At 73.8% G+C, this 24,408-nt stretch carries 19 protein-coding genes and 1 pseudogene; 9 read left to right on the top strand and 11 right to left on the bottom strand.

The window, feature by feature from the left end:
* Window positions 1-2 precede the first annotated feature (2 nt).
* The 4 genes from SM447_RS09970 to dacB all read right to left on the bottom strand — a co-directional run bounded on the left by SM447_RS09970 (window position 3) and on the right by dacB (window position 5,420).
* Window positions 3-1,640: a gamma-glutamyltransferase family protein gene (locus tag SM447_RS09970; RefSeq protein ID WP_474572475.1), complete on the bottom strand. Its 1,638-nt coding sequence runs from the start codon at window positions 1,638-1,640 to the stop codon at window positions 3-5.
* Window positions 1,637-2,686, bottom strand: a complete 1,050-nt coding sequence (gene tilS / locus SM447_RS09965; protein WP_474572474.1) for a tRNA lysidine(34) synthetase TilS — start codon at window positions 2,684-2,686, stop codon at window positions 1,637-1,639. The genes SM447_RS09970 and tilS overlap by 4 nt, the downstream gene beginning before the upstream one ends.
* 14 nt (window positions 2,687-2,700) lie before the next feature.
* Window positions 2,701-3,768, bottom strand: a complete 1,068-nt coding sequence (locus tag SM447_RS09960) for a zinc-dependent metalloprotease (RefSeq protein ID WP_474572473.1) — start codon at window positions 3,766-3,768, stop codon at window positions 2,701-2,703.
* Window positions 3,769-3,914: 146 nt separating this feature from the next.
* Window positions 3,915-5,420 carry a D-alanyl-D-alanine carboxypeptidase/D-alanyl-D-alanine endopeptidase gene (gene dacB, locus SM447_RS09955; RefSeq protein WP_474572798.1) on the bottom strand — a complete coding sequence of 502 codons (1,506 nt, stop codon included), beginning with the start codon at window positions 5,418-5,420 and terminating at the stop codon, window positions 3,915-3,917.
* A 505-nt stretch (window positions 5,421-5,925) separates the two neighbouring features.
* Between dacB and SM447_RS09950 the strand changes: the two genes are divergently transcribed.
* Window positions 5,926-6,432, top strand: a complete 507-nt coding sequence (locus SM447_RS09950; protein WP_093409905.1) for an inorganic diphosphatase — start codon at window positions 5,926-5,928, stop codon at window positions 6,430-6,432.
* Between the two features lie 23 nt (window positions 6,433-6,455).
* On the opposite strand, the gene eccD is transcribed toward SM447_RS09950, so the two are convergent.
* Window positions 6,456-7,856, bottom strand: coding sequence for a type VII secretion integral membrane protein EccD (eccD, locus tag SM447_RS09945; protein ID WP_474572472.1), 1,401 nt, complete (start codon window positions 7,854-7,856; stop codon window positions 6,456-6,458).
* 100 nt (window positions 7,857-7,956) lie between these two features.
* Here eccD and eccCa point away from each other — a divergent pair, with 100 nt between their 5' ends.
* The 3 genes from eccCa to SM447_RS09930 all read left to right on the top strand — a co-directional run bounded on the left by eccCa (window position 7,957) and on the right by SM447_RS09930 (window position 14,100).
* Window positions 7,957-11,892: a type VII secretion protein EccCa gene (gene eccCa / locus SM447_RS09940; protein ID WP_474572471.1), complete on the top strand. Its 3,936-nt coding sequence runs from the start codon at window positions 7,957-7,959 to the stop codon at window positions 11,890-11,892.
* Between the two features lie 73 nt (window positions 11,893-11,965).
* A complete protein-coding gene (gene mycP, locus SM447_RS09935) occupies window positions 11,966-13,288 on the top strand; it encodes a type VII secretion-associated serine protease mycosin (protein WP_474572470.1) in 1,323 nt (440 codons plus the stop codon).
* Between the two features lie 80 nt (window positions 13,289-13,368).
* Window positions 13,369-14,100 carry a phosphatase PAP2 family protein gene (locus SM447_RS09930; protein ID WP_474572469.1) on the top strand — a complete coding sequence of 244 codons (732 nt, stop codon included), beginning with the start codon at window positions 13,369-13,371 and terminating at the stop codon, window positions 14,098-14,100.
* A 6-nt stretch (window positions 14,101-14,106) separates the two neighbouring features.
* Here the strand turns inward: SM447_RS09930 and SM447_RS09925 are convergent, their stop codons facing one another.
* From SM447_RS09925 to SM447_RS09900, 6 genes are all read right to left on the bottom strand, one after another.
* Window positions 14,107-15,285, bottom strand: coding sequence for a MarP family serine protease (locus SM447_RS09925; RefSeq protein WP_474572468.1), 1,179 nt, complete (start codon window positions 15,283-15,285; stop codon window positions 14,107-14,109).
* Window positions 15,286-15,348: 63 nt separating this feature from the next.
* On the bottom strand, window positions 15,349-16,041 hold the full coding sequence (locus SM447_RS09920) for an NUDIX hydrolase (RefSeq protein WP_474572797.1): 693 nt from the start codon (window positions 16,039-16,041) through the stop codon (window positions 15,349-15,351).
* 14 nt (window positions 16,042-16,055) lie between these two features.
* A complete protein-coding gene (locus SM447_RS09915; RefSeq protein WP_474572467.1) occupies window positions 16,056-16,661 on the bottom strand; it encodes a TlpA family protein disulfide reductase in 606 nt (201 codons plus the stop codon).
* Window positions 16,658-17,437: an endonuclease III gene (nth, locus tag SM447_RS09910; protein WP_474572466.1), complete on the bottom strand. Its 780-nt coding sequence runs from the start codon at window positions 17,435-17,437 to the stop codon at window positions 16,658-16,660. The genes SM447_RS09915 and nth overlap by 4 nt, the downstream gene beginning before the upstream one ends.
* 52 nt (window positions 17,438-17,489) lie before the next feature.
* The gene (locus SM447_RS09905; RefSeq protein WP_474572465.1) at window positions 17,490-18,638 is read right to left on the bottom strand and encodes a CapA family protein; all 1,149 of its coding nucleotides are present in this window, start codon (window positions 18,636-18,638) and stop codon (window positions 17,490-17,492) included.
* Between the two features lie 58 nt (window positions 18,639-18,696).
* Window positions 18,697-19,359 (bottom strand): adenosylcobinamide amidohydrolase, encoded by a 663-nt coding sequence (locus tag SM447_RS09900; protein WP_474572464.1) that lies wholly within the window; start codon window positions 19,357-19,359, stop codon window positions 18,697-18,699.
* A 218-nt stretch (window positions 19,360-19,577) separates the two neighbouring features.
* Between SM447_RS09900 and SM447_RS09895 the strand changes: the two genes are divergently transcribed.
* The 5 genes and pseudogenes from SM447_RS09895 to SM447_RS09875 form a co-directional block, all read left to right on the top strand.
* Window positions 19,578-20,255, top strand: coding sequence for a Crp/Fnr family transcriptional regulator (locus SM447_RS09895; RefSeq protein WP_013736306.1), 678 nt, complete (start codon window positions 19,578-19,580; stop codon window positions 20,253-20,255).
* 189 nt (window positions 20,256-20,444) lie between these two features.
* Entirely contained in the window at window positions 20,445-21,215 is a 771-nt protein-coding gene (locus SM447_RS09890; protein WP_474572463.1) for a metallophosphoesterase family protein, read from the top strand.
* A gap of 31 nt (window positions 21,216-21,246) precedes the next feature.
* On the top strand, window positions 21,247-21,867 hold the full coding sequence (locus tag SM447_RS09885; RefSeq protein ID WP_474572462.1) for a TetR/AcrR family transcriptional regulator: 621 nt from the start codon (window positions 21,247-21,249) through the stop codon (window positions 21,865-21,867).
* Window positions 21,868-21,893: 26 nt separating this feature from the next.
* Window positions 21,894-22,694, top strand: a complete 801-nt coding sequence (locus tag SM447_RS09880; RefSeq protein ID WP_474572461.1) for a TIGR03084 family metal-binding protein — start codon at window positions 21,894-21,896, stop codon at window positions 22,692-22,694.
* Between the two features lie 74 nt (window positions 22,695-22,768).
* Window positions 22,769-24,376: pseudogene (locus SM447_RS09875) on the top strand (acyclic terpene utilization AtuA family protein); the annotation flags it as partial.
* Window positions 24,377-24,408 lie beyond the last annotated feature (32 nt).

The raw sequence follows: 24,408 nt of genomic DNA, 5'->3' as shown, positions 1-24,408 counted from the left end.
CGTCAGAAGCCTCCGGCACCGCCGTCGACCCGGGACTCCGAACCGACGACGTACCCGCCGCCGGCGTGTCGCCAGATCGCCTGGCCGTGGCCGAAGACGGTGGGCTCGGGCGGCACGAGCACCTCGTGACCCCGGGCCCGCAGGTCGGCCACGAGCGCCGAACCGGCGGTTCCACGAGTCAGCTCCTCCTCCACCAGCAGCGAGCGGCCGGCGTGCCAGTACCAGCGCGGGGTATCCAACGCCGCCTGCGGGTCGAGTCCCGCGTCCACGGTCGCCGAGACCAGTTGCACGTGCCCCTGGGGTTGCATGTGCCCACCCATCACCCCGAACGGCCCCACCGGCGTCCCCTGCCGGGTCAGGAAACCAGGGATGATGGTGTGGTACGGCCGCTTCGCCGGGCCGACCACGTTGGGGTGATCCGCCTCGAGGCGGAAGCCGAGGCCACGATTCTGCAGGGCGAAGCCGTACCCGGGCAGCACGACGTGCGAGCCGAAGGCCAGGTAGGTGGACTGGATCAGGCTCACCATCATGCCGCTCCCGTCGGCGGTGCACAGGTAGACCGTTCCGCCGCGTTCCGGCACGCCGGCCACCGGGTCCGCCGCCGACTCCGTGACCGCCGACCGGCGCCGAGCCAGGTGCTCGGGCGCGAGCAGCGCCGCCGGTGGTACCGACGCCACCTCGGGGTCCGCGACGTGGGCGTGCGCGTCGGCGAAGCCGAGCTTGACCGCCTCGACCTGCCGGTGCAGCCACCGCGACCCGTCGGCCGGGTCGAACCCGTCCAGGATGCCCAGGGCGAGCAGGGCGGCCAGGCCCTGCCCGTTCGGCGGCAGTTCCCACACCTCGTGGTCCCGGTAGCGCACCGACACCGGATCGACCCACACGCTGGCGTGAGCCGCCAGGTCATCGACGGTGAGCAGCCCGTCGGTACGGGCGGCGTGATCGGCCAGGGCCGCCGCGATCCGGCCCCGGTAGAACTCCTCCGCCCGACTGTCGGCGATCAGCCGTAGCGTCCGCGCCGCGTCCGGGTTGCGCCACCGCTGCCCCGGGCGGGGAGCCCGCCCGCCCGGTGCGAACACCCGGCCGAACTCCGCGTACTCGGGACCGGTCAGGCCGTCGTGCCCGGCGACCGCCCGGGACCAGGCCACCGCCGTGGCGGTCGAGACGGGATGCCCGTGCTCCGCGTAGCCGATGGCGTCCACGAAGAGGTCCGCGAAGGGCAGCGAACCGAACCGCTCGTGCAGGTCGCGCCAGCCCGCCGGTACGCCCGGCACGGTCACCGGCAACCAGCCCCGGGCCGGCACCGCCGGGCCGCTGGCCTGTGCGCCGCCGAGCGCGTCGGCGGGCTGGGCACCTCGCCCGTCGGTCGCCGCCAGTACCAGGTCCCGGGTCAGTGCGGCGGGCGACCGGCCGGACGCGTTCAACCCGTGCAGCCGCTCCCCGTCCCAGACGATGGCGAAGAGGTCACCGCCGATGTCGTTGGAGGGTGGCTGCACGACGGTGAGCGTGATGGCGGTGGCCAGCGCGGCGTCCACGGCGTTGCCGCCGCGCCGCAGCACGGCCAGGCCGGCGGCCGCCGCCAGCGGCTGGCTGGTCGCCACGGCGGCTCGCGGAGCGAAGAGCGGTTGCCGGGGACGGGTCATCCGTCGACCACCGCCGGGTCGGGCACGGTCGCCGGGGCCTGCGGTGTCGCAGTACGGCCGGGCGGCTCCGGCACCAGCCGGTCGGCCCGGCGGAGCACCCGCATTCCGCCCGGCAGATAACTGGCCCGCTGACCGCGCCACGCCGTGACCAGGGCGTCGAGCGCGGCGACGTGCCGGTGCGACAGTGCGGCCGGCGGTGCGCCCAACTCGTGTGCCCAGGCACGCAGCACCCGACCGCGCACCGCGGGTGCCAGGTCCGCCAGGGCCGCGACGGCCAGCCCACCGTCGGGATGCCGGGCCTGGCCCAGCGCCGCACCGGCGAGTTCGTCGAGGACCGCGTTGTCCGCCGCGACCAGCGTGGCGGTCCGGGCGAGATTGTCCAGCACGCCCGGACCGAGCGCCCCGACCAGCGCGGGCAGCACGTCGGCCCTGACCCGGGAGCGGGCGTACGCCGGGTCGCTGTTGTGCGGGTCCTCCCACGGGGTCAGCCCGAGGGCCGCGCAGGCGGCGCGGGTCTCCGACCGCCCGATCTCCAGCAGCGGCCGTACGAGAGGGGTGCCGGACAGGTCCCGGCGGGCCGGCATACCGGCGAGCCCGCGCGGGCCGGCGCCCCGGGCCAGCGCGAGCAGCACCGTCTCCGCCTGGTCGTCCCGGGTGTGGCCGGTGAGCAGTCCCGCCGCGCCGTGCCGCCCGGCAACCTCGGCCAGCGCCTGGTAGCGGGCCTCGCGGGCGGCCGCCTCGGGGCCGCCGGGCCGGCCGGCGACCTCGACCCGGATCACGTTGACCGGTGCCAGTCCGACGCTCTCCGCCCACCGCGCCACCGCCTCGGCCCGTCCCGACGACCCGGCCTGCAACCCGTGGTCGACGGTGACCAGCCCGGCGACGCGGCCCGCCCGGGGAGCCACGAACGCGGTGGCCGCCGCCAGGGCGAGCGAGTCGGCGCCGCCCGAGCAGGCGACCAGCACCGGGCCGTACGTCGGCAGGTCGGACAGCGCACGACGGACCGCGACCCGGATCGCGGCCACCGGCGGGGCGAGCGGGGCCATCGGTGCGGTGACGCTCAGCCGGCGTTCGGCACCGGACCGACCGGACCGTGCACCCGCGCCACCCAGGCGTCCGGTTCGCTCAGCTCGGAGAGCCGGGGCAGCGTCAGCGGCGACTCGAAGACCCGGTTGAAGCCGGCCATGCCGACCCGGTCCACCACCGCGTGCACGAACTTGCGCCCCTCGGCGTACTGCCGCATCTTGACGTCGATGCCGATCAGCCGGCGGATCGCCTTCTCCACCGGGTTGCCGGCCTCGCGCCGCCGGTTGAAACCGGCCCGGATCCGCTCGACGCTCGGAATCACCTGCGGGCCGACGCCGTCCATCACGAACTCGGCGTGCCCCTCGAGGAGGGTCATCAGGGCGGTCAGCCGGTCCAGCACGGCCCGCTGGCCGGGCGTCTGCACGATGTCCAGCACGCTGGCCCGGCTCTGCGGGTCACGGACCGCGTCGGCAAGGGTGCTCACACTCCGGCGCAGCCGCTCCAACAGGTGCTCACCGCCCTGCGCGGCGTCCACGAACGCCTGCACCTCACCGAGGAAGTAGGCCCGCATCCAGGGTACGGCGGTGAACTGCGTCCGGTGGGTCACCTCGTGCAGGCAGACCCAGAGCCGGAAGTCACGCGGATCCGCGCCCAGCTTGCGTTCCACCTCGACGATGTTCGGCGCGACCAGCAGCAGCTGTCCCGGGTCGGCGGAGAAGACCTCGTACTGCCCGAGGACCCGGCCGGAGAGGTAGGCCAGCACCGTGCCCGCCTGCACCCCGGTCACCCGGGAACCGACGGCCTCGGTCAGCGCGCCTGGCTGCTTGTCCTGAGCGAGCCGGCCGACCAGCGGAGTGATCACCTCGCGGAGACCGGCGACGTTGGTCGCCGCCCAGTCACGCCGGTCGACCACCCGCACCGGCGGATGGGCGACCTGCGAGGTCAGCCCGGTGTAGTCGGCGACGTGCCCGGCCGCCTCGTCGGTCAGCCGGCGCAGCTCGGAGACCACCTCGGTGGCCTCGGCGTACGTCACCCGAGGGCCTGACTTGCCCAGTGCCCCCGCCGTCGCGGTGGCCAGATCCCAGTCCACGAACTGCGCCATGCAACCCACCGTACCCGCGGCCGGACACCTCGCCAGGCGAGCGGACGCCGCCGGTCCGCCGGCCTGGCGGCGACGGTGCGTGGCGGACCAGCCGCGACCTCCCGCACCCGCCGGTGAAGCCCTCGGTGGGGCTCGCCGCCGTCGGCTCAGCGACAACCGCACAGGGCGAGGGCGGCGGCGATCCGGTCCAGGGCGACCCGGGCCGGCTCCATGCCGTTCGGCGGCACGTCGTCGGTGAGCACGGCGAAGGTGAGCAGCCGCCCTTCGGCGGTGGTGACCACTCCCGCGATGGCGTGCACCCGGGTCAGCGTGCCGGTCTTGGCGCGCACCACGCCGGCCCCGGCGGCCGTGCCGGGTGCGGCACCGTACCGGTCACGCAGTGTGCCGGACCAGCCGCCGACCGGCAGCCCACCGAAGATGCCGGCGAGTTCCGGGCGGTCGGGGCTGGCCGCGAGCGCCAGCAGCTCGGTCAGCAGCACCGGACTGATCAGGTTCTTCCGGGACAGTCCGCTGCCGTCGGCGAGGGTCAGTCCGCTCGCCGGCAGGGCCAGCTCGGACACCACCTCGGCCATCGCGGCGGCGGCGCCGTCGAAGGAGGCCGGCCGGTCACGGGCCAGGGCGACCTGACGGGCCAGCGCCTCCGCGACGATGTTGTCGCTCTCACTGATCATGATATCGACCAGCCGGATCAGCGGCGGCGAGTGCACCACGCCCAGCTCGGCACCGGGACCGCCGCCACCGGCCGGTGCCGTCGCCTCGGTCGCCTCGGTCGGCGCCTGCGGGGCGGTGCCCTTGCGTACCGCGGCGGCCGGTACGCCGAGCAGCTCGGCGAAGGCCCGGCCGGCGAACAGGTCCGGTTGGGGGACCCGTTCCGCCCATCCGTGGCCGGCCCCGGGGTCCTTGCGCGCCCCGTCCAGCATCAGCGCGGTGATCGCTCCGCCGTACCCGCCGGTGGGGATGTCGTCGTCCCAGCCGGGCCCGAAGACCGGACCGGAGTAGCTCGACGAGTCGACGACGATGCTGGTGGGTGCGGTCCCGCCCAGCGCCGTACGTACCTGCTCGGCCAGGTCGGCCAGGCTGGCTGCGCCCGGGTAGAAGCCCTTCCCGTCGGCCGCCAACGTCGGGTCCCCGCCGCCGACGAGGACCACCTCGCCGGGCTGGGCGCCGGCCACCGCCCGGGTGGGGATCCGATGGCCGGGACCTCGCGCGGTCAACACCGTCACCGCGGTCAACAGCTTGGTCACCGAGGCCGGCACAGTTCCCACACCGCCGCCGCGGTCGAAGAGCGCCTCCCCGGTGAGCGCGTCGGCCACCGCGACGTTGACCCGTCCACCCAGAGCGGTGTCGCCGATCAACGGTTCCAGGACGGCTCGGAGCCCGTCCGCGCTGGGCGACGGTGCGCCGATGTCGGCGGCCGCCAGCACCGCGACCGGCGTCGACTCCACCGCTCCGGTGGCTGCCGGTGTGGCGGGCGCGTCACCGAACCAGTGGCCCACCGGCCCGGGCCGCACCACGACCAGACCCACCGCCACCAGCACGAGCACCAGCGCGGCGGCGAGCACCAGCGGTAACCGCCGGCGCGGCGACGGCCCGGTCGGAGACGGTCCGGCAGCGGTCGGCGGAACGCCCGGCGTGCCGGCGGCGGACGGCACCGGCGGTGCCGGTGCCGGGCTCACCGGCACGGATGCAGAGCCCGTCGGCGGGGCGGCGGGGCTCACCGGCACTGGGGCCGAGCCGGTCGGCGGGGCGGCGGGGCTCGTCGGGACGGCGGCACCGGATGCGGCGGCCCGGCCGGAGAAGGCGCTCCGGGGTGGTGGTTGCACGGCGCGGGGCGGACCCGGCTCGGCCGGGTTCGCGGGCGCTGACGCACCGGGTGTCGGGGACTGCGGCCGGAGGACCTGTGCGTCCGGCACCGGCACCCGGCCGGCCACCGGCCTTGCCGGCGGTTTGCCGTCACCGCCTTCGGCGGCACCGCCGGGACGGTAGTGTGAATCTTCCCTCCCCACGACCCCCTCCTCCCCCACCAGGAACCGGCCTGGGTGACACTACTTCGGTCCGAAGACTATGCGGCGGCCGGAGTCGGCGGGTGAGCATTCGCCCGCACGACCCTGCCGCCGGTTCCGTCAAGCCAGCGTGGGCCAACGAGGGAGCGTGCAGATGGATTTCGACGTCACGGTTGAGATCCCCAAGGGTCACCGCAACAAGTACGAGGTGGACCACGTGACCGGGCGGATCCGGCTGGACCGTACGCTCTTCACCTCCACGCAGTATCCGGCCGACTACGGCTTCATCGAGGGCACCCTGGGCGAGGACGGTGACCCGCTCGACGCCCTGGTGCTGGTGCCCGAGCCGACCTTCCCGGGCTGTCTGATCCGCTGCCGCACGATCGGCATGTTCCGGATGACGGACGAGAAGGGTGGCGACGACAAGGTCCTCTGCGTGCCCTACGAGGACCCGCGGCAGGAGCACCTGCGCGACATCCACCACCTCGGTGAGTTCGACCGGCTGGAGATCCAGCACTTCTTCGAGGTGTACAAGGACCTCGAGCCGGGCAAGTCGGTCGAGGGCGCGACCTGGGTGGGGCGGACCGAGGCCGAGGCCGAGATCCAGGCTTCGTACCGGCGGGCCAGGGAGGCCGAGGAGCGCGGCGAGTCCACGCACTGAGGTACCGACGGGTCGGGGGCCGCTCAACCGAGCAGTCCCCGGGCCCGCCCGTACAGACCCAGCACCGCGCAGGCGATCGGCACCACGGAGACCACCAGAAGGGTGTCGGTGACGTCGGCGAGCCGGCCGACGTACGGGGAGACCGGCCGGCTGGCGTACGTCGTGCCGCCGGTCACCACCAGCAGTGCGAGCAGCAGCCCGCCGATGACCAGGGCCGGCCGGACCGTCGCGTCGGCGGCCCCGGCCAGCACCCCGCCGAGGATCGCGTACCCGGCCAGGCCGGCGAGCACCGGCGCGACCCGGTGCCGGACCGCCGTGAAGAGCCGGGCGCGAAGCAGCAGCACCGTCGCGGTCACCGCGACGAGCAGCCGGCCGGCGTTGTCGCCGGTGACGGCGAGGATCACCGCCGCACCCACGACCAGCACGGCCTGGCCGATCAGCATCCCGGTGAGCATCTCCTCCGTCCGGGCGACGGCCGCGTACACCCGACCCCGGTCCGGCAGGTCACGAGCCCGGTCCGAGTCGTCCGAGGTGCCGGTGGGCAGGGTGATCGGTGGCAACGGCACCTTGCCGAGCCGGATGGCCAGCAACGGGACGGCCCCGACCGCGAAGGTCAGCGCACAGAGCAGCACGGCGGCCGCGCCGGAGGAACCGAGCGACATGCCACCGAGGGCGGCCGCGCCACCGCCCACGCCCACCACCGCGCCGGCCACGAAGATCCGCAGTCGGGTGGCCACCCCGAACAGCCCCAGCACCGACACCAGCAGCAAGGCCACCGACCCGGCGAGCAACTCGGGGGCACCGATCCAGCGCAGCGCGCCGACCGGCCCGACCGGATCACCCGAGCTGACGGCGAGGGCACCGGCCACGGCCGCGTAGGGCAGCGCGTGCACGCCGAAGAAGGCGGCGGCCGGCCCGTCGCCCTGTGCCCGGGAGAGCACGGTGCCGGCCAGCACCAGCAGGCCGGCCACCACGGTCGCGACCGGCCAGCCGGCGGGATCGCCGGGCCCACCGACGGCGAGGGCGTACAGGCCCACGGCGAGCGGAACACCGGCTCCGGCCAGCGCCGCCACCCGGGTCGCTGTCGATGACCATGCCCCGCCCCGGAGCCGGGCGGCGTCGGCGATCGCCTCCACCACGTCGTCGTACTCGAGTTCAGGCCACTCGGTACGAGCCGGCACCAGGTGCAGCACCTCGCCGTCGCGGACGCCCTGGGCGAGCAGCGGCTGCGCACCGGCCAGCACCCTGCCGTCGGCCCGCCGGAGCAGCCAGCCGCCGTGCCGTTCTCCGTCGTCGGCGAGCCCGTCACCGGCGTGGCGCAGCACGTCGGGCAGCAGTTCGGCGAGCGGCACCTGCTCGGGCAGCGCCACGTCGACCCGCCGTCGGGGAGTGCTGACGGTGACCCGGGCGAGCGGGACTGCCATCGACTGATCTCCATCCCGAGCGGGCCGGCTGCTGCGCAGACGACAGGACTTTACCTACCATGAGCCAGGCTCGGGTCACCGTGCGCTGTCGGGAGGTCGAGTGTCCACTGTCGTCATTCGGCGGCCGGCGCGACGCCCGGCGCCCGAGATTCCTGTCGGTGACCTGCCGGTGCAGGCGCCCCCGGAGATCCCGGCCAGCACCGGTGCCCGCTGGCACCAGCTGCTGATGGTGCTGCCGATGCTGGGCGGCACGGTCGCGATGGCGATGATGTTCGGCCGGGGCGGCGGGGCCTACGCGTACGTGGTCGGTGGCATGTTCGGCCTCTCCTCCCTGGCGATGCTGGTGACCACCTGGGGCAGCACCTCGGGCAGTCCGAAGAAGTCCGAGATGATGACCGCCCGCCGGGAGTACCTGCGGCACCTGTCGACGCTGCGCCGCCAGGTTCGACAGACCGCGGCGAGGCAGCGCGCCGGCCTGTGCTACCGACACCCCGACCCGTCGCTGCTCTGGTCGACGGTGGAGAGCCACCGGGTGTGGGAGCGACGCCCCACCGATCCGGACTTCGCGGTGGTCCGGGTCGCCGTCGGGCCGCAGACCCTGGCCACGCCGCTGGTGCCGCCGGTCACCCGGCCGCTGGAGGAACTGGAGCCGATGACCGCGGGGGCGCTGCGCCGCTTCCTCGACGCGTACTCCGTGGTGCCCGACCTGCCGGTGGCCCTGTCGCTGCGCAGCTTCGCCCGGGTCTTCGTTCGCGCCACCCCGGCCGGCCCTACCGGATCCCCGGCCGCGCAGGCACTGGCCAGGGCCATGCTCACCCAGCTCGCGGTCTTCCACGCGCCGGACGAACTGCTGGTCGCCGTCTGCGCCGGGCCGGAACGGCGCGGCCTCTGGGAGTGGATCAAGTGGCTGCCGCACGCCCAGCATCCCACCGCCACCGACGCCGTCGGGCCGGTGCGACTGGTGGCCAGCTCCGCGGTGGAGCTGGAACGACTGCTCGACCGGGTGCTGGCCAACCGGTCCCGGTTCAGCCCGACCGGGCCGGCGACCGACGGGCCGCACCTGGTGGTGGTGCTCGACGGCGGTGACCTCACCGGTGCCACCGAACTGACCGGGGACGGCGGCATCGACGCGGTGACCCTGGTCGACCTGGACACACCGCCGCCGCGCCTGCTCGACCGGTTCGCGCTGCTGTTGGAGCTGCGGGACGGCCGCCTGCACTCCCACCTCCCGGACGGGCCGGCCGAGGTGGGCACCGCCGACGGGCTGGAGATCGCCGAGGCGGAGGCGGTGGCCCGCCGGCTGGCACCGCTGCGGCTGGCCGCCGCCCGGGGGGCCGACGCGTCCCCCGGCGCCGAGCCGGGGCTACCGGAGCTGCTCGGTCTGGGTGATCCGGAGGGTTTCACCGCCGAGCAGGGTTGGGCCCCACGGTCGGCGCGGGACCGGTTGCGGGTGCCGATCGGTGTCGGCGTGGACGGCGGCGCGATCGAGCTGGACCTGAAGGAGTCGGCGCAGGGTGGCATGGGCCCGCACGGGTTGCTGATCGGTGCCACCGGCTCCGGCAAGTCCGAGCTGCTCCGTACGCTGGTGCTCGGGCTGGCCGCCACCCATTCCGCCGAACAGCTCAACTTCGTGCTGGTCGACTTCAAGGGCGGTGCCACGTTCGCCTCCTTCGACCGGTTGCCGCACACCGCCGCCGTGATCACCAACCTGGCCGACGCCCTGCCGCTGGTCGACCGGATGGTCGACGCGGTCAACGGGGAGCTGGTCCGCCGGCAGGAGCTGTTGCGGCGGGCCGGCAACTTCGCCAGCCTGCGCGACTACGAGCGGGCCCGGGCGGCCGGCAGCGCGCTGGCCCCGCTGCCGTCGCTGCTGCTGATCTGCGACGAGTTCTCCGAACTGCTGTCCGCGAAGCCGGACTTCATCGACCTGTTCGTCCAGATCGGTCGGCTGGGCCGGTCCCTCGGGGTGCACCTGCTGCTGGCGAGCCAGCGGCTGGAGGAGGGACGACTGCGCGGGCTGGACACCCACCTGTCGTACCGGATCGGTCTGCGGACCTTCTCCTCGCTGGAGTCCCGCACGGTGCTCGGCGTGCCGGACGCGCACCAGCTGCCGCCGTCGCCGGGTCACGGCTACCTGCGCTTCGGCACGGAGCCGCTGCTGCGGTTCAAGACCGCGTACGTCTCCGGACCGGTGCGGCGGCCCGGCCGGACGGCCGACGCGGCCGGGCCGGACCGTCCCCGCCTGCTCGTCTTCTCCACCCACGTCACACCCGTGCCGCAGCCGCCTGCCCCGCCGGTCGTCGAGGATCAGACAGGCGCTACCGAAACCCTGCTGGACCTGCTGGTCGGTCGGCTGGCCGGCCAGGGCGCGCCGGCGCACCAGGTGTGGCTTCCGCCGCTGGACGCGCCCCCGACGATGGACGAGCTGGTCGGTCCGCTCACGGTCGACCCGGTTCGTGGGTTGACCGTCGGCAATCCCGAGCTGCACGGTGCCCTGCAGGTGCCGGTGGCCGTCGTCGACCGCCCGTACGAGCAGCGCCGCGATCTGCTGTGGTTGGCGCTGGACGGCGCGGCCGGCCACGTCGCGGTGGTCGGCGGTACGCAGAGCGGCAAGTCCACCGCACTACGTACGCTGATCTGCGCACTGGCCCTCACCCACACGCCGTCCGAGGTGCAGGTCTACTGCCTCGACTTCGGTGGCGGTGCGCTGGCCTCGGTGCGCGACCTGCCGCACGTCGGCGGGGTGACCGGCCGGGCCGACCCCACCGCCGTACGACGCACGGTCGGCGAGATGTCCACCCTGCTCGCCGATCGGGAGCGGCACTTCGCCGAACTCGGCGTGGAGTCGATGGCCGCCTGGCGGCGACGACGCGTCGACCAGGACTCCACCGATACCGACCGGTTCGGTGACGTGTTCCTCGTCGTCGACGGGTGGACGACCCTGCGTGCCGAGTACGACGACCTGGAGCCGCTGATCACCGATCTGGCGACCCGGGGGCTCTCCTACGGCGTGCACGTGGTGGCCACCGCGGTGCGCTGGCTGGATTTCCGACCTGCCATCCGCGACCTCTTCGGCTCGCGGCTGGAACTGCGCCTCGGTGATCCGTCCGACTCGCTGGTCGCCCGGCGGGCGGCGGCGCACGTGCCGGAGCAGACCCCGGGACGTGGCATCACCTCGGAGAGCCTGCACTTCCTCACCGCGCTGCCCCAGGTGGCCGGTACCGACACCGCCGGGCTGGTGACGCGGGTCGGCGACGCCTGGTCGGGTCCGGCCGCACCCCCGGTGCGGCTGCTCCCGGCCGTGCTGCCGTACGTCGACCTCGACCTGGACGCCACGACCGGCCTGCGGATCCCGATCGGTGTCGCCGAGGCGGATCTGCGTCCGGTGGTCCTCGACTTCGGCACCGAACCGCACTTCCTGGTCTACGGCGACGCCGAGAGCGGCAAGTCGTCGTTCCTGCGCGCCCTGGCCACCTCGATCGTCGCCCGGTTCACACCCGAGCAGGCACGGGTGATCATCGTGGACTACCGGCGCAGCCTGCTCGGCACCATCTCCACCGCCCACCTGATCGGGTACGGCACCGCGGCGGCGCACACCGCCGACCTGGTCGAGTCGGCCGCCGGTTACCTCCAGGACCGCACGCCCGGCCCGCAGGTCAGCGCCGCCCAGTTGCGTGAGCGGTCGTGGTGGTCCGGCCCGGAGCTGTTCGTGCTCGTCGACGACTACGACCTGGTGGCGAGCGGGCCGGCGAACCCGCTGCGGGCGCTGGAGGAGCATCTGCCGCACGCCCGCGACGTCGGGCTGCACCTGGTGCTGGCCCGACGCTCCGGTGGCGCCGCCCGGGCCCAGTACGAGCCGCTGGTGCAGCGGTTACGCGAACTGTCCACCTCGGGCCTGGTGATGTCGGGCAGCCCGGAGGAGGGTGTTCTGGTCGGTCCGGTACGCCCTGGACCGCTGCCGCCCGGACGCGGCCGGCTGTTCACCCGACGCGAGGGCGTACGCCTGGTCCAGCTGGCTCACCTGCCGCCACAGTGACGTCGACTCCACGGAACGTCCCTGTAGGCGGGGTGGAACCGGTAATCTCCGATCGTCATGTGTCCCGCGACGAATGGCTGAGGATGTGACCAGGGTGCGGCACAGCGGCCGGCCAAGGGCCGGACGGTTCGCCAACCGGGCGCTGCTCGCGGCGGCCGCCACCGCGCTGTCGGCCGCCGTCGCGGTCATGCCCGCCGCCGCCGTGCCGGTTCACGCTCCCGTAACCGGCGTCCCGGTGGCCCACACCCCTGATGCGACGCAACGCGCCGACCAGGTCCGCGACGAGCAGTGGCAGCTCGACAAGCTGGGTGCGCAGATCGCGTGGCGTACCTCGACCGGGCGGGGTGTGGTCGTGGCGGTCATCGACTCCGGGGTGGACGGTTCCCACCCGGACCTGACCGGCCAGGTGCTGCCCGGGCTCGACCTGGTCGCACCCAACGGAGCGGCCGAACCGGATCCGGTCGGGCACGGCACGACGGTGGCCGGCCTGATCGCCGGGCGCAGGGACGACCGTCAGGGCGTGGTGGGGCTGGCCCCGGACGCCCGGATCCTGCCCGTGCGGGTCCTCGATGCGGAGAACCGCTACGACGACGCGTTGATCGTCGCCAAGGGTGTGCGGTGGGCGGTCGACAACGGCGCCAAGGTGATCAACCTGTCACTCGGCGGCAACGGCGACAGCGCCGCACTGGCCGCGGCGATCGACTACGCCTTCGCCAAGGACGTGGTGGTGGTCGCCTGCACCGGAAATCTCGCCACCTCACCCGAGGCGAAGGTGTGGTATCCGGCCCGGGAGCCCGGAGTCATCGCGGTCTCCGGTCTGGAACGCAACAGCGACAACCTGTGGAGCGGCGCGATCACCGGTAGGGCCACGGTCCTCACCGCTCCGGCCAGCGGGCTCGTGGGTGCGCGGCCCCCCACTGGTTACTGGCGGGTCCAGGGCACGAGTTTCGCGGCACCGCTGGTGGCCGCCACCGCCGCCCTGGTGCGGTCGCGCTACCCGCAGATGTCCGCCGGGGACGTGGTGAACCGGCTGCTGGCCACCGCCAAGGACATCGGCCCCACCGGTCGGGACGAGCGGTTCGGGTACGGCCTGGTCGATCCGATCGCGGCGCTGACCGCTGACGTGCCGCTGGTGTACGAGAACCCGCTGGACGACAACGACCCGCCCGGGCTCACCGGCTTCGGCTCGGCACCGGGATCGGTGACGGCGGGTGACCCGGACGCCGGGCAGCTCGGCCTGACCGGGACGCGGCAGGAGGCCCAGTGGCGGGCCCGCGCCGCCGGGTCGCAGGACGACGCCGGCTCGGAGCGGCTCTGGGTCGGTTCGGCCATCTTCGTGGCGCTGCTCACCGGGGCGGCGCTGATGGTGCGCCGGTTCCGGCAGTCGCACCGCTGACCGGCCGGCACCGGTCTCCCAGGACACGAATTCCGCGGATTCCGGCTACGTCTTCCCGGCCCGCGGGGTAAACCATCGCCGTGGACACCTTCGGTCGAGTCGGCTCGTCCCCGCCTTCCGGGCGGGGCCGTCGCGGACGGCCGGACGACCCGCAGCGAGCCCGAACCACCGTATCCGGGGTGCTGCTGCTCGTGCCGTTCGCACTCCTCGCCACGCTGGTGCTGGGTGACTGGCCGCCGCTGCGCCGGCTCGACCTGGCGATCACCAGTGAGCTGAACGGGTACGCCCTGGAGCACCCGGTCTGGGTCCGGGCGATGAGCTTCTGGACCGACGCCTTCGCGCCGATGCCCCTTCGAGCCGCGGCGCTGGTCCTGGTGATCTGGCTGGTCCGCGACGGTGCCCGGCGACTCGCCGGCTGGGTCGCCACGACCATGGTGCTCGGCGGCCTGCTCGGGCCGCTGCTCAAGCTGCTCGTCGGCCGGCGACGACCGGACCTGCCCGAACCGGTGGCGCAGGCGCCCGGCCTGGCCTTCCCGTCGGGCCACGCGCTGAACGCGGTGCTCGCCGCCGGAGTCCTCCTGGTGGTGTTCCTGCCCCGGACCCGGCCGCGCTCCGCCGCTCGGGTCGCGGTCTGGCTCGCCGCCTTGTCGATCGCCCTGGTGACCGGGTTCAGCCGGATCGCGCTCGGCGTCCACTGGAGCAGCGACGTGGTGGCCGGCTGGCTGCTCGGGGCGGCGGTCATCGCCGCCACCACCGCCGCCTTCTCAGTCTGGTCGGGACCGCGGTCCGGCTGGCCGCACCGCTCCGGGTGAGCCTCGTCAGGTGCAGTCGCCGGTGTCGACGCCCCGGGTGCGTTCGGCGCCGGCCAGGGCCACCGGGCGGGCCTCGGCGGCGGTGACCGCGAAGCCGGTGTTCGGGTCGTCGGCCGCGGCCGCGAAGATCACCCCGAGCACCAGGCCGTTCGAGGAGACCAGTGGGCCGCCGGAGTTGCCGCTGCGGACCAGGGCCCGGATCGTGTAGATCTCCCGGGTGACGTTCCCCGACGAGTAGATGTCCGGCCCGGTGATCCGATCCACGTCGCGGATCCGCGCCGACTGGGCGTTGTACGGCCCGTCCAGCGGGAAACCGAGCACGATGGCGTCGGCGCCGGTGGAGGCGTTGCCGGCGGCGAACCGCATCGACGGGCCGGGCAGCCCGGGCACGTAGAGCACGGCCAGGTCCCGGTCCGGGTCGTAGACCACCACCTCACCCTCGTACCGGTCCCCGCGCAGTTCCACGGCGACCGAGCGGGTGCCGGCGACCACGTGCGCGTTGGTCATCACCCGGTCGTCGGCGTACACGAAGCCGGACCCCTCGATCCGGCGCGAGCAGCTCGGTGCCGAGCCGAGCACCTTCACCACCGAGCGCTGACCGTTGCTCACCACCTCGGAGCCGGCGAGCGCCGGGTCGGGCGGCTCGACCTGCCGGGCCTGGGTGCGGCGCAGCCCGTCGAAGACGTCCGGGAAGCCGTTGGTGTCGACGGTGTCGCGCAGCGCGGTGGAGAGTTGCTGCGCCTGGTCGGGCAGCACCCGGTCGACCACGTTGAGCAGCGCGCTGCTGCGTACCGAGGCGGCGAGCCAGGGCAGTGAGGAGGAGCCGAGCGGCACGGCGACCAGCCAGGCGACCAGGAGCACCGCGAAGAGCGAGACGAACGCGCCGCCGATGTCGTCGGCCCGCCGCCCCACATCGCTGGCGATCGTGCGGCGCAGGTGGGATCCGAGCCAGCCGGCCAGTGCCTGTCCCACCACGGCGAGGCCGAAGATGGCGACCAGTGAGACCAGCACCCGGGTGCCGCTGTCCACGAACTGCTGGGCGAACATCGGCCCGACCTGCAGACCGATCAGGGCGCCCAGGAAGAACCCGGAGAACGAGAGCACGCCGATGACGAACCCCTGTCGGTATCCGCTGATCGCGAACACGAGCATGAGCAACAGCAGGACGAGATCCACGGCCGACACGGCTCAAGCGTACGGGCCCGGGGCTCGCGCGAAGACGATCGCTTGCGGAAGGTGACGGTCAGATCAGCGCAGGGCGCTCTCGTCGACGTCGTCGGTGCCGGCCGACGGGGCGGGCGAGGCACCGGTCGGCGGCAGGTCGATCACCCGGTTGCGGGGCCACGGGCGGCTCCACCCGCCCATCTCCAGCAGCGCGGCCAGCACACCGGCCGTGAAGCCCCAGACCAGCATCCCGCGTACGGAGAAGGCCGGGCCGACCCAGCCGCTCGGATGGCGTACCTTCACCCGGTTGTCCGGGTCGACCAGCTCGGCGATCGGCAGGCGGGCGACGTGCGCCACCTCGGCCGGTTCCCGGGAGTGCACCGGATGCGGTGCGTGCCACCAGGCGAGCACCGGGGTCACCACGAAATCGCTGACCGGTATCCACAGTCTCGGCAGTTGGGCCAGGACGGTGACGCTGGCCGGGTCGAGCCCGACCTCCTCGTTCGCCTCACGCAGCGCGGTGGCGGCGGCGTCGGCGTCCTCCGGGTCGGCCGCGCCACCGGGAAACGCCGGCTGGCCGGCGTGGTTACGCAGCGTCGCGGCCCGCTGGAGCACCAGCACGTCCGGGCCGGTGGTGACGTCCTCGCCGAGCAGCACCAGCACGGCACTCTCCCGGCCGCCGCGGTCCGGTGTACGCAGCTGGGTGAAGTCCTCGGTACGCGCGGTGTCGAGCCGACCCAGCAACGGCCCCAACCAGCCGGGCGGCTGACGATCCACCGACTCGGGCACGTTCACGCCGACACCGTGAGACCGAGATGCCGCCGGACGAGTTCGGCCAGGCGGGCGTCGTCCAGCGCGCCGGAGCTGTCGATGTGCCGGATGCGACCCTGGGCGTCCACGAAGACGGTCAGCGGGACGGCGTTGCGGCGCAGCGCCCGCTGCACCGCCTCACCCTGGTCGACCAGCATCGGGAACCGTACGCCGAAGTCCTCGCCGATCGCCTGGGCACCGTCCCGGCTGTCCCGGCTGTTCACCCCGACGACCCGCAGCCGCCCCTCGGTACGCTCGTGCAGCCGTTGGAAGGCGGGGAGTTCCTTGCGGCAGGGCGGGCACCAGGAGGCCCAGATGTTGACCACGGCCGGCCCGCGAACGTCCCGCAGCGCGACGGGTGCTCCGCCGGTGAAGCAGGTGAGGGTCAGCTCGGGCAGCGGCTCGCCCGCCGCCTCGTCGCCGCCCGGGCCGCGCGGACCGTCGGTGAGGCCGGTGCAGTCCTCGAACGGGGACGGACGGGCGGCGGCCGGGTCCTGCGGGGTCGGCGCGGGGGATTCGGAACCGGCGGTGCAGGCGGTGGCGACCAGTAGCAGCGGCAGGACCAGCAGCGCGAGTCGGCGGTTCATGGTGCTTCCGCCTGGACCGCCTGCGTCGGGACCAGTTCGGGATCGACTCCGGCGGCGGCCGCGAGGTCACGGGCGCGGGGGCCCTTGAGCAGCTTCGCCGCGGCGGCCGGCTCGGTGGGGCCGGTGCCGTAGGACGGGCAGAGCTTCGCCAGCGTGCAGGCGCCGCAGGCGGGCTTGCGCGCGTGGCACACCCGACGGCCGTGGAAGATGATCCGGTGCGACAGCATGGTCCAGTCGCGCTTCGGGAACATCGCCCCGATCTCGTGCTCGATCTTGACCGGGTCGGTCTCGGTGGTCAGCCCCCAGCGCCGCACCAGCCGTTGGAAGTGGGTGTCGACGGTGATGCCGGGCACGTCGAAGGCGTTGCCGAGGATGACGTTGGCCGTCTTACGACCGATCCCGGGCAGCGTTACCAGGTCGGCCAGCCGGCGGGGAACCTGGCCGTCGTACCGGTCGACCAGGGCCTGGCCCAGCTGGATCAGGGAGGTGGTCTTGTTGCGGTAGAAGCCGGTCGGTCTGATCATCTCCTCCACCTCGCCGCGATCCGCACCGGCGTAGTCGGCGGCGGTCGGGTAGCGGGCGAAGAGCTTCGGAGTGACCTCGTTGACCTTCTTGTCCGTGCACTGGGCCGAGAGGATGGTGGCGACGGCCAGCTCCAGCGGACTGCCGTGGTCGAGCTCACAGTGCGCGTCGGGGTGCGTCTCGGTCAGCAGGCGGCCGATCCGCCGTGCCCGGCGGGTGCGGCCCAGGTCGGTCTCGGTGGCGCTTCTGGTCACGACGGCCAGCCTACGTCGCCGGTACGACCGGTCCGGACGCCCGTGCCGCCGGTCAGTCCGCCTTGGGCGGGCTGATCTTGCCGGTCTCGGTGAACCGGGCGCCGGTCTCGGGGAAGTCGAGCGCGGTGAGGTCCCGCAGCAGGCCGAGACCACGGTCGTCGGGGTCGAGCGTCGGCTTGCGGGCGCCGTCCATGTAGGTGGAGGTGAAGGATCCCCCGGCCCAGGTGCCGTCCGCTTCGAGCGACACCTTCAGCACGCCGCCCCAGCCGAGACGGCCGGTGTTGCTGAGCGAGTTGCCGCCGCCGGCGAAGTTGCCCAGGCTGTACGCGATCAGTCGGCCCTTGTAGAACTCCATGCCGCGCAGCACGTGCGGGCCGTGCCCGACGATGAGGTCGGCACCGGCGTCGATCATCGCCCGGGAGAACTTGATCGGGTCGCCCCGGTTCTCACCGAGGAACATCTCGGTGCCCGGCCGCACCCGGGTCATCTCCGCGCCTTCGGCCCCCATGTGCACCTGCACCACGACGATGTCGGCCTGGTCGGCGGCCCTGGCGATGACCTTCTTCGCGGCCGGGATGTCGACCAGGCTGTTGGACCAGGGGTACGAGGAGAAGCCGGCGACCGCCACCTTGACGCCCTTGACCTCGACGACCGTGATCTGGTCCGGCGCGCCGGTGTGCGCCAGGCCGTGCTCCTCCAGCGCCTTCTGCGTGTTCTCGTACCCCTTCGGGCCGAAGTCGTTGCCGTGGTTGTTGGCCTGGTTGAGCAGGTCGAACCCGGCATCCGCGAGGTGGGCGGCGTACTCGGGGGGCGCCCGGAACTGGAAGCAGCGGGTGGAGTTCGCCCCGCACTTGCCGGTCCCGGTGTCCACGGTCAAGGGCTCTTCCAGGTTGCCCATCACCAGGTCGGCGGCGAGCGCCTTCTTCACCGAGTCGAAGAAGCCCTTGCCGTTGTTCGGCGGAAGTCGGTTGGGTGCCATGGCCATGACGATGTCGCCGGTGGCGGAGAGGGAGATCTTCTTGACCGCGGGGGCGCTCGACTCGACCGGAGCACCCGTGCCACCGCCACCCGTGCCGGGTTGCCAGAGCGGCCCCTCGTCGGTGCCGGCACAGCCGGCCAGCAGAACGATGGCGAGCAGCGCGCCGAGCACGGCCACGGGGCGGCGGCGTGGTCGGGGCGCGAGGGGGGCGGGAGCATACATCGTGCGCGACCCTACCGGGCGGACAACGCGACGACGACCGCCGATCGGGTGGCTGATTTCAGCCCGGGAGCCGATCCGACCATGGCACGACAGTGCCGGTGCCGATGGCCAGCACGGCGGCGTGCACCGCGCGGGCCAGCGGCGCGCCCCAGGCGGAGCGGGGACCACCGTAGGCGTAGACCGGCCCGTCCGTCGGGCAGAGCACGGCGACGGCGTCCGTCGGCGTGCCGGTGCCGGGCAGCCCCAGCTCCGCGATGGCCTGGGCCTTCGCCTCGGTGGCCGTGGCCACCGCGTTGACCAGCGCCGCGTCGCCGAGCCGCGCCGGAACGTACGCCACGATGTTGACGGTGCCGACCGGCTGCGCCGGTACCGCCACCGCGGGGGCCGCGGCCGGCACCGGGGTGCCCAGACCGACGGTCGCCCAGACCTGTACGCCGGTGTCGGTCCGGGCCACCACCTCGGCGACGTCGACCCCGGTCAAGAGGCCCACGCCGGGTCCGTCGAGGCCGAACTCCCGGGCCATCGCGGCCAGGTGGTCGGCGGGGTCGTCCCGGTCGTACGACATCGGCACCGTCGCGTTGAGTACCCACCGCCGTACGCCGATCCCACCGCCCAGTGGGGCGGAGCTGACCGCCCGCAGCGGTCGCCCGGAACGCCAGATGAGCAGCGGAATGTCTCGTCCGTCCTCACGCCGGGCGGTCAGCAGGGGCTCGTGCAGCACGCCGTGACCCTACGGCCGGGTGTACGCCCCGGCGACGCCGGCCCGACCAGGCGAGGATCCCTGAGGCGTACTGATGACGGGCGGGTTACGCCCAACGATCAAGATTCCAGGGGGGACCTCTGATTCCTGCTCACGTGCGCCTAGACTGGTCGGCGCGCGAGGGATCAGCGGACGGCGGACCCGGCCGAGCAGACGGCACGCGCAACCGGAGGTGCGCGATGGACGAGGTACTGGCCCGCAGCGGGATCTTCCAGGGTGTCGACCCGGAGGCGGCCGAGGCGCTCGCCAAGGAGATGGAGACGATCGAGGTCCGCAAGGGCGAGGTCGTCTTCAACGAGGGCGAGCCCGGCGACAGTCTCTACATTCTGCTGTCCGGCAAGATCAAGGTTGGCCGCCGGGCGGCGGACGGCCGGCAGAACCTGATCGCCGTGATGGGCCCGTCGGACATGGTCGGCGAGCTGTCGCTCTTCGACCCGGGTCCGCGTACAGCGACCGCCACCGCGGTCACCGACAGCCGACTGGCCCGGCTGCGCAAGCAGGCGCTGCGGCCGTGGCTGAACAACCGGCCGGAGATCGCCGAGCAGTTGCTGCGGGTGCTCGCCCGCCGGCTGCGGCGGACGAACGACGCGCTGGCTGACCTGATCTTCACCGACGTGCCCGGTCGCGTGGCCAAGAACCTGCTCCAGATGGCGGGGCGCTTCGGCACCCGCGACGGCGGTGTGCTGCGGGTGACGCACGACCTGACCCAGGAGGAGATCGCGCAGCTCGTCGGCGCCTCCCGGGAGACGGTCAACAAGGCCCTCGCGGACTTCGCCTCGCGCGGCTGGCTCCGGCTGGACGGCAAGAGCATCATCATCCTCGACCCGGAGCGCCTGGCCCGCCGCGCCCGGGTCTGACAGCCACGAACTCATCCGTCCTCCACCGCCCGGCCCGCCACCCGCGGTCCGGGCGGTGTCGGCTGCGGGTGGCCGCCAGCGCTGACGCGGGCGCGGCGAGGTCCCGGCCACCGCACGTGGTTCGTGAACGTCGGTCTGCCCGGCGCAGAATCGCTGGACCGGCCCCCGGCGACCGGCGACGCTTGGGCGATGTTCGAACGCATCGCCGTCCTCTCGGACATCCACGGCGTACTGCCGGCACTGGAGGCCGTCCTGGCCGAGCCGGACGTGGCCGCCGCCGACCTGATCGTGCTCACCGGCGACCTCGCCGCCGGCCCGCAACCGGTGGAGGTCCTGGACCTGCTCGCGTCCCTCGGCGACCGGGCCTGCTGGGTCCGGGGCAACGCCGATCGGGAACTGGTCGAGGCGCGGGCCGGCCGCCCGTCGCCGATCGAGGTGTCGAACTGGGCGGCCGGGCAGCTGCGGGAGGACCAGCTCGCCCGGCTGGCCGCGCTGCCGCTGACCGTCACACTGCCCGTGGCCGGTCTCGGCGAGGTGCTGTTCTGCCACGCGACTCCCCGTGATGACGAAGAGGTCGTGCTGGTCGACTCCCGGCTCGACCGCTGGGCCGAGGTCTTCGCCGGCCTACCGCCCGAGGTGGGCACCGTGGTCTGCGGACACACGCACATGCCGTTCACCCGACTCGTCGACCGGCGGCTGGTGGTCAATCCGGGCAGTGTCGGAATGCCGTACGGCGGGGCCGGCGCCTGGTGGGCCATGCTCGGGCCGTACGTCCAACTGCGCCGGACGGCGTTCGACGTCGAGGCAGCCTGCGCCCGGGTGTCCTCGGAGTCCGGCTTCCGCGAGGCCGCCGCCTGGGCGGACGAGTACCTGCGCTCCCGCAACAGTGACGTGGACGCCCTGATCGTCTTCGGCCCACGGGACGGGCGCTGGCCACTCGGCGGAAAAAGTCAGTCTTGACTGTTTGTTTTGTGGGCGGCAGGCTGGGCCCGTGCCCACCGCATCGACCCGCGTCCCTCAACAGGAGCGCAGCCGCGCCACCCGGGCCCGGCTGCTGGAGGCGACCGTCGACTGCCTGGTCGAGCACGGCTGGTCGGGCACCACCACCACGGTGGTGGCGGCCCGGGCCGGCGTCTCGCGTGGTGCGCAGCTGCACCACTACCCGACGCGGACCGCCCTGGTCACCGCCGCCGTCGGGCACCTCACCGAGCGGCGGGCGGTCGAGTTGCGGGCCGAGGCCGACGCCCTGCCCACCGGCTCCGGCCGGTTGGACGGGGTGGTGGACCTGCTGGCCGCCGCCTTCACCGGGCCGCTCTTCGTCGCCGCGCTCGAACTCTGGGTGGCCGCCCGCACCGACGCCGAACTGCGCGCCGCCCTGCTGCCTCTGGAAGCCCGGATCGGTCGCGAGATGCACCGGCTGACCGTCGAACTGCTCGGCGTCGACGAGCGGCGACCCGGCGTACGCGAGGCGGTGCAGGCCACCCTCGACCTGCTGCGCGGCCTCGGCGTGGCCAATCTGCTCAGCGACGACTCGGCGCGTCGGACGGTGCTGCTCCAGGCCTGGAAGACCCAGCTCGCGACGCTGCTCACCAACGCGGACCCCGCACCCTGACCACCCCAACCCCGCTCGGAGGCACCATGGTCGACCTGACCGCCCTGCTCACGGATCTGGCCACCGAGTCCGCGCAGCTCGACGCGCTGGTCGCGCCGCTGCCGGCGCCGGAGTGGGAGCGGTCGACGCCCGCCGCGGGCTGGACGATCGCCCACCAGATCGCCCACCTGGCCTGGACGGATCACGTGGCCCGGCTCGCCGCGACCGACGCCGACGCGTTCTACGCCTCGGTCACCTCCGCGCCGGACCCGGCCCGGCTGGTCGACGACGGCGCGGAGGCCTTCCTCGCTCCGCCCGACGTGCTGCTGACCCGCTGGCGGGCGGGACGCGCCGCGCTCGCGGCGGCCCTCGCCGCCGCCCCCGCCGGCGAGAAGCTGCCCTGGTACGGCACCCGGATGTCACCGGCCTCGATGGCCACCGCCCGGATCATGGAAACCTGGGCGCACGGCGAGGACGTGGCCGAGGCGCTCGGCGTCACGCGGCCCGCCACGGAACGGCTGCGGCACATCGCGTACCTCGGCTTCCGTACCGTCGGACACAGCTTCGCCGCGCACGGCCTGGCGGTTCCCACCGCGCCCGTCCGGGTGGAGCTGGCGGCACCCGGCGGACAGACCTGGACCTTCGGTCCGGCCGACGCGGCCGACCGGGTGACCGGACCGGCGCTCGACTTCTGCCTGCTGGTGACCCGGCGCCGACACCGCGCCGACACCGCCCTGGTCGCCACCGGACCGGTGGCCGACGGATGGCTGGACGTGGCCCAGGCCTTCGCCGGCCCGCCCGGCACCGCCCGCCCTCCACGGACGACCAGTCCGGGCGGGTCGGCGTGAGCGCGAGGAGTGCGGTGCTGCGGGTCGGTAACGCCTCCGGCTTCTACGGCGACCGGTTCTCCGCCTGGCGCGAGATGCTCGACGGTGGCGAGCTGGACGTGTTGACCGGCGACTACCTGGCCGAGTTGACCATGCTCATTCTGGGTCGGGACCGGATGCGGGACCCCGACCTGGGTTACGCGAAGACGTTCCTCCGGCAGTTGGAGGGTTGCCTCGGCACCGCGCTCGACCGCCGGGTCACGTTGGTCACCAACGCGGGCGGACTCAACCCGGCCGGGTTGGCCGCCGCGATCCGCGCCCTCGCCGACCGGCTCGGGCTTCCCGTCCGGGTCGGGTACGTCGAGGGCGACGCCCTGCCCCGGCCGGACGCGCTGACCGCGAACGCGTACCTCGGGGCGTTCGGGATCGCCGCCTGTGTCGACGCCGGGGCGGACGTGGTGGTGACCGGCCGGGTCACCGACGCGTCGCTGGCCGTGGGTCCGGCCATCGCCCGCTTCGGCTGGGGACGCGGCGACCTCGACGCACTGGCCGGGGCCACCGTCGCCGGGCATCTGATCGAGTGCGGGGCGCAGGTGACCGGGGGCAACTTCAGCTTCTTCACGGAACTGCCCGACGGCGGACAACGGCCGGGATTTCCCGTGGCGGAGCTGCGTGCGGACGGCTCGGCGGTGATCACGAAACATCCCGGCACCGGCGGCGCGGTCACCGTCGAAACGGTCACCGCGCAACTGTTGTACGAGGTGGGTGGGCCCGCGTACCTCGGCCCCGACGTGGTGACCCGGCTGGACTCGGTCCGACTGAGCCAGGACGGGCCGGACCGGGTGCTCGTCAGCGGCACCCGGGGCACCCCGCCGCCGGAGACGCTGAAGGTGGGCGTGAACAACCTCGGTGGCTTCCGCAACTCGATGACGTTCGTGCTCTGCGGGCTCGACATCCCGGCCAAGGCGGCCCTGGTCCGGGCGCAGTTGGAGGAGGCGGTCGGACGGGACGGGCTGGAGTTCACGCTGGCCCGTACCGACCACCCGGACGCCGCCGACACCGAGACGGCCAGCGCCCTGCTGCACGTACACCTGCGCGACGCCGACCGGGCGCGGGCCGGGCGGTCCTTCTCGGCGGCGGCGGTGGAGCTGGCACTCGCCTCCTACCCGGGCTGCACGCTGACCACCCTGCCCGGCGACGCCACCCCGTACGGGGTCTTCACCGTCGACACCGTGCCCCAGGACGCGGTCACCCACGTCGCCGTGCTGCCGGACGGCACCCGGCAGCCGATCGACCCGCCACCGGCGACGTGTTTGGAAGGGCCCCCTGTACCACACCAGGCGTTAACAAGGGGCCCTTCCTTGCAGTCGGGCCGGCCGATCCGAAGGGCGGCGCTGGGTGAGGTGGTGGGTGCGCGGTCGGGTGACAAGGGCGGCGACGCGAACCTCGGGGTGTGGGCGCGCACCGACGCGACCTGGGCCTGGTTGCGGGGCTGGCTCACGGTGGAGCGGCTGGCGGAGCTGCTGCCGGAGACCGCCCCGTTGACCGTCGAACGGTACGAACTGCCGAACCTGCGGGCCGTCAACTTCGTGATCCGGGGGCTGCTCGGAGCCGGGGTGGCCGCCTCCACCCGGTTCGACCCGCAGGCCAAGGCCCTCGGCGAGCTGCTCCGGTCCCGGATCGTCGACCTGCCCGCGGAGCTGCCGGTCGGACGGGCGGTCAGCGGCGAACCGGC

The organism is Micromonospora aridisoli (assembly GCF_056150025.1).
The sequence above is the reverse complement of the archived record's forward strand: the minus strand, read 5'-3'. Positions and strand labels throughout refer to the sequence as shown.

What these genes read in the sequence shown, in the direction of transcription:
- SM447_RS09970 (WP_474572475.1), bottom strand. Translation starts at nt 1,640, where the DNA reads ATGACCCGTCCCCGGCAACCGCTCTTCGCTCCGCGAGCCGCCGTGGCG.
- tilS (WP_474572474.1), bottom strand. Translation starts at nt 2,686, where the DNA reads ATGGCCCCGCTCGCCCCGCCGGTGGCCGCGATCCGGGTCGCGGTCCGT.
- SM447_RS09960 (WP_474572473.1), bottom strand. Translation starts at nt 3,768, where the DNA reads ATGGCGCAGTTCGTGGACTGGGATCTGGCCACCGCGACGGCGGGGGCA.
- SM447_RS09950 (WP_093409905.1), top strand. Translation starts at nt 5,926, where the DNA reads ATGGATTTCGACGTCACGGTTGAGATCCCCAAGGGTCACCGCAACAAG.
- eccD (WP_474572472.1), bottom strand. Translation starts at nt 7,856, where the DNA reads ATGGCAGTCCCGCTCGCCCGGGTCACCGTCAGCACTCCCCGACGGCGG.
- mycP (WP_474572470.1), top strand. Translation starts at nt 11,966, where the DNA reads ATGGCTGAGGATGTGACCAGGGTGCGGCACAGCGGCCGGCCAAGGGCC.
- SM447_RS09915 (WP_474572467.1), bottom strand. Translation starts at nt 16,661, where the DNA reads ATGAACCGCCGACTCGCGCTGCTGGTCCTGCCGCTGCTACTGGTCGCC.
- SM447_RS09905 (WP_474572465.1), bottom strand. Translation starts at nt 18,638, where the DNA reads ATGTATGCTCCCGCCCCCCTCGCGCCCCGACCACGCCGCCGCCCCGTG.
- SM447_RS09895 (WP_013736306.1), top strand. Translation starts at nt 19,578, where the DNA reads ATGGACGAGGTACTGGCCCGCAGCGGGATCTTCCAGGGTGTCGACCCG.
- SM447_RS09890 (WP_474572463.1), top strand. Translation starts at nt 20,445, where the DNA reads ATGTTCGAACGCATCGCCGTCCTCTCGGACATCCACGGCGTACTGCCG.
- SM447_RS09880 (WP_474572461.1), top strand. Translation starts at nt 21,894, where the DNA reads ATGGTCGACCTGACCGCCCTGCTCACGGATCTGGCCACCGAGTCCGCG.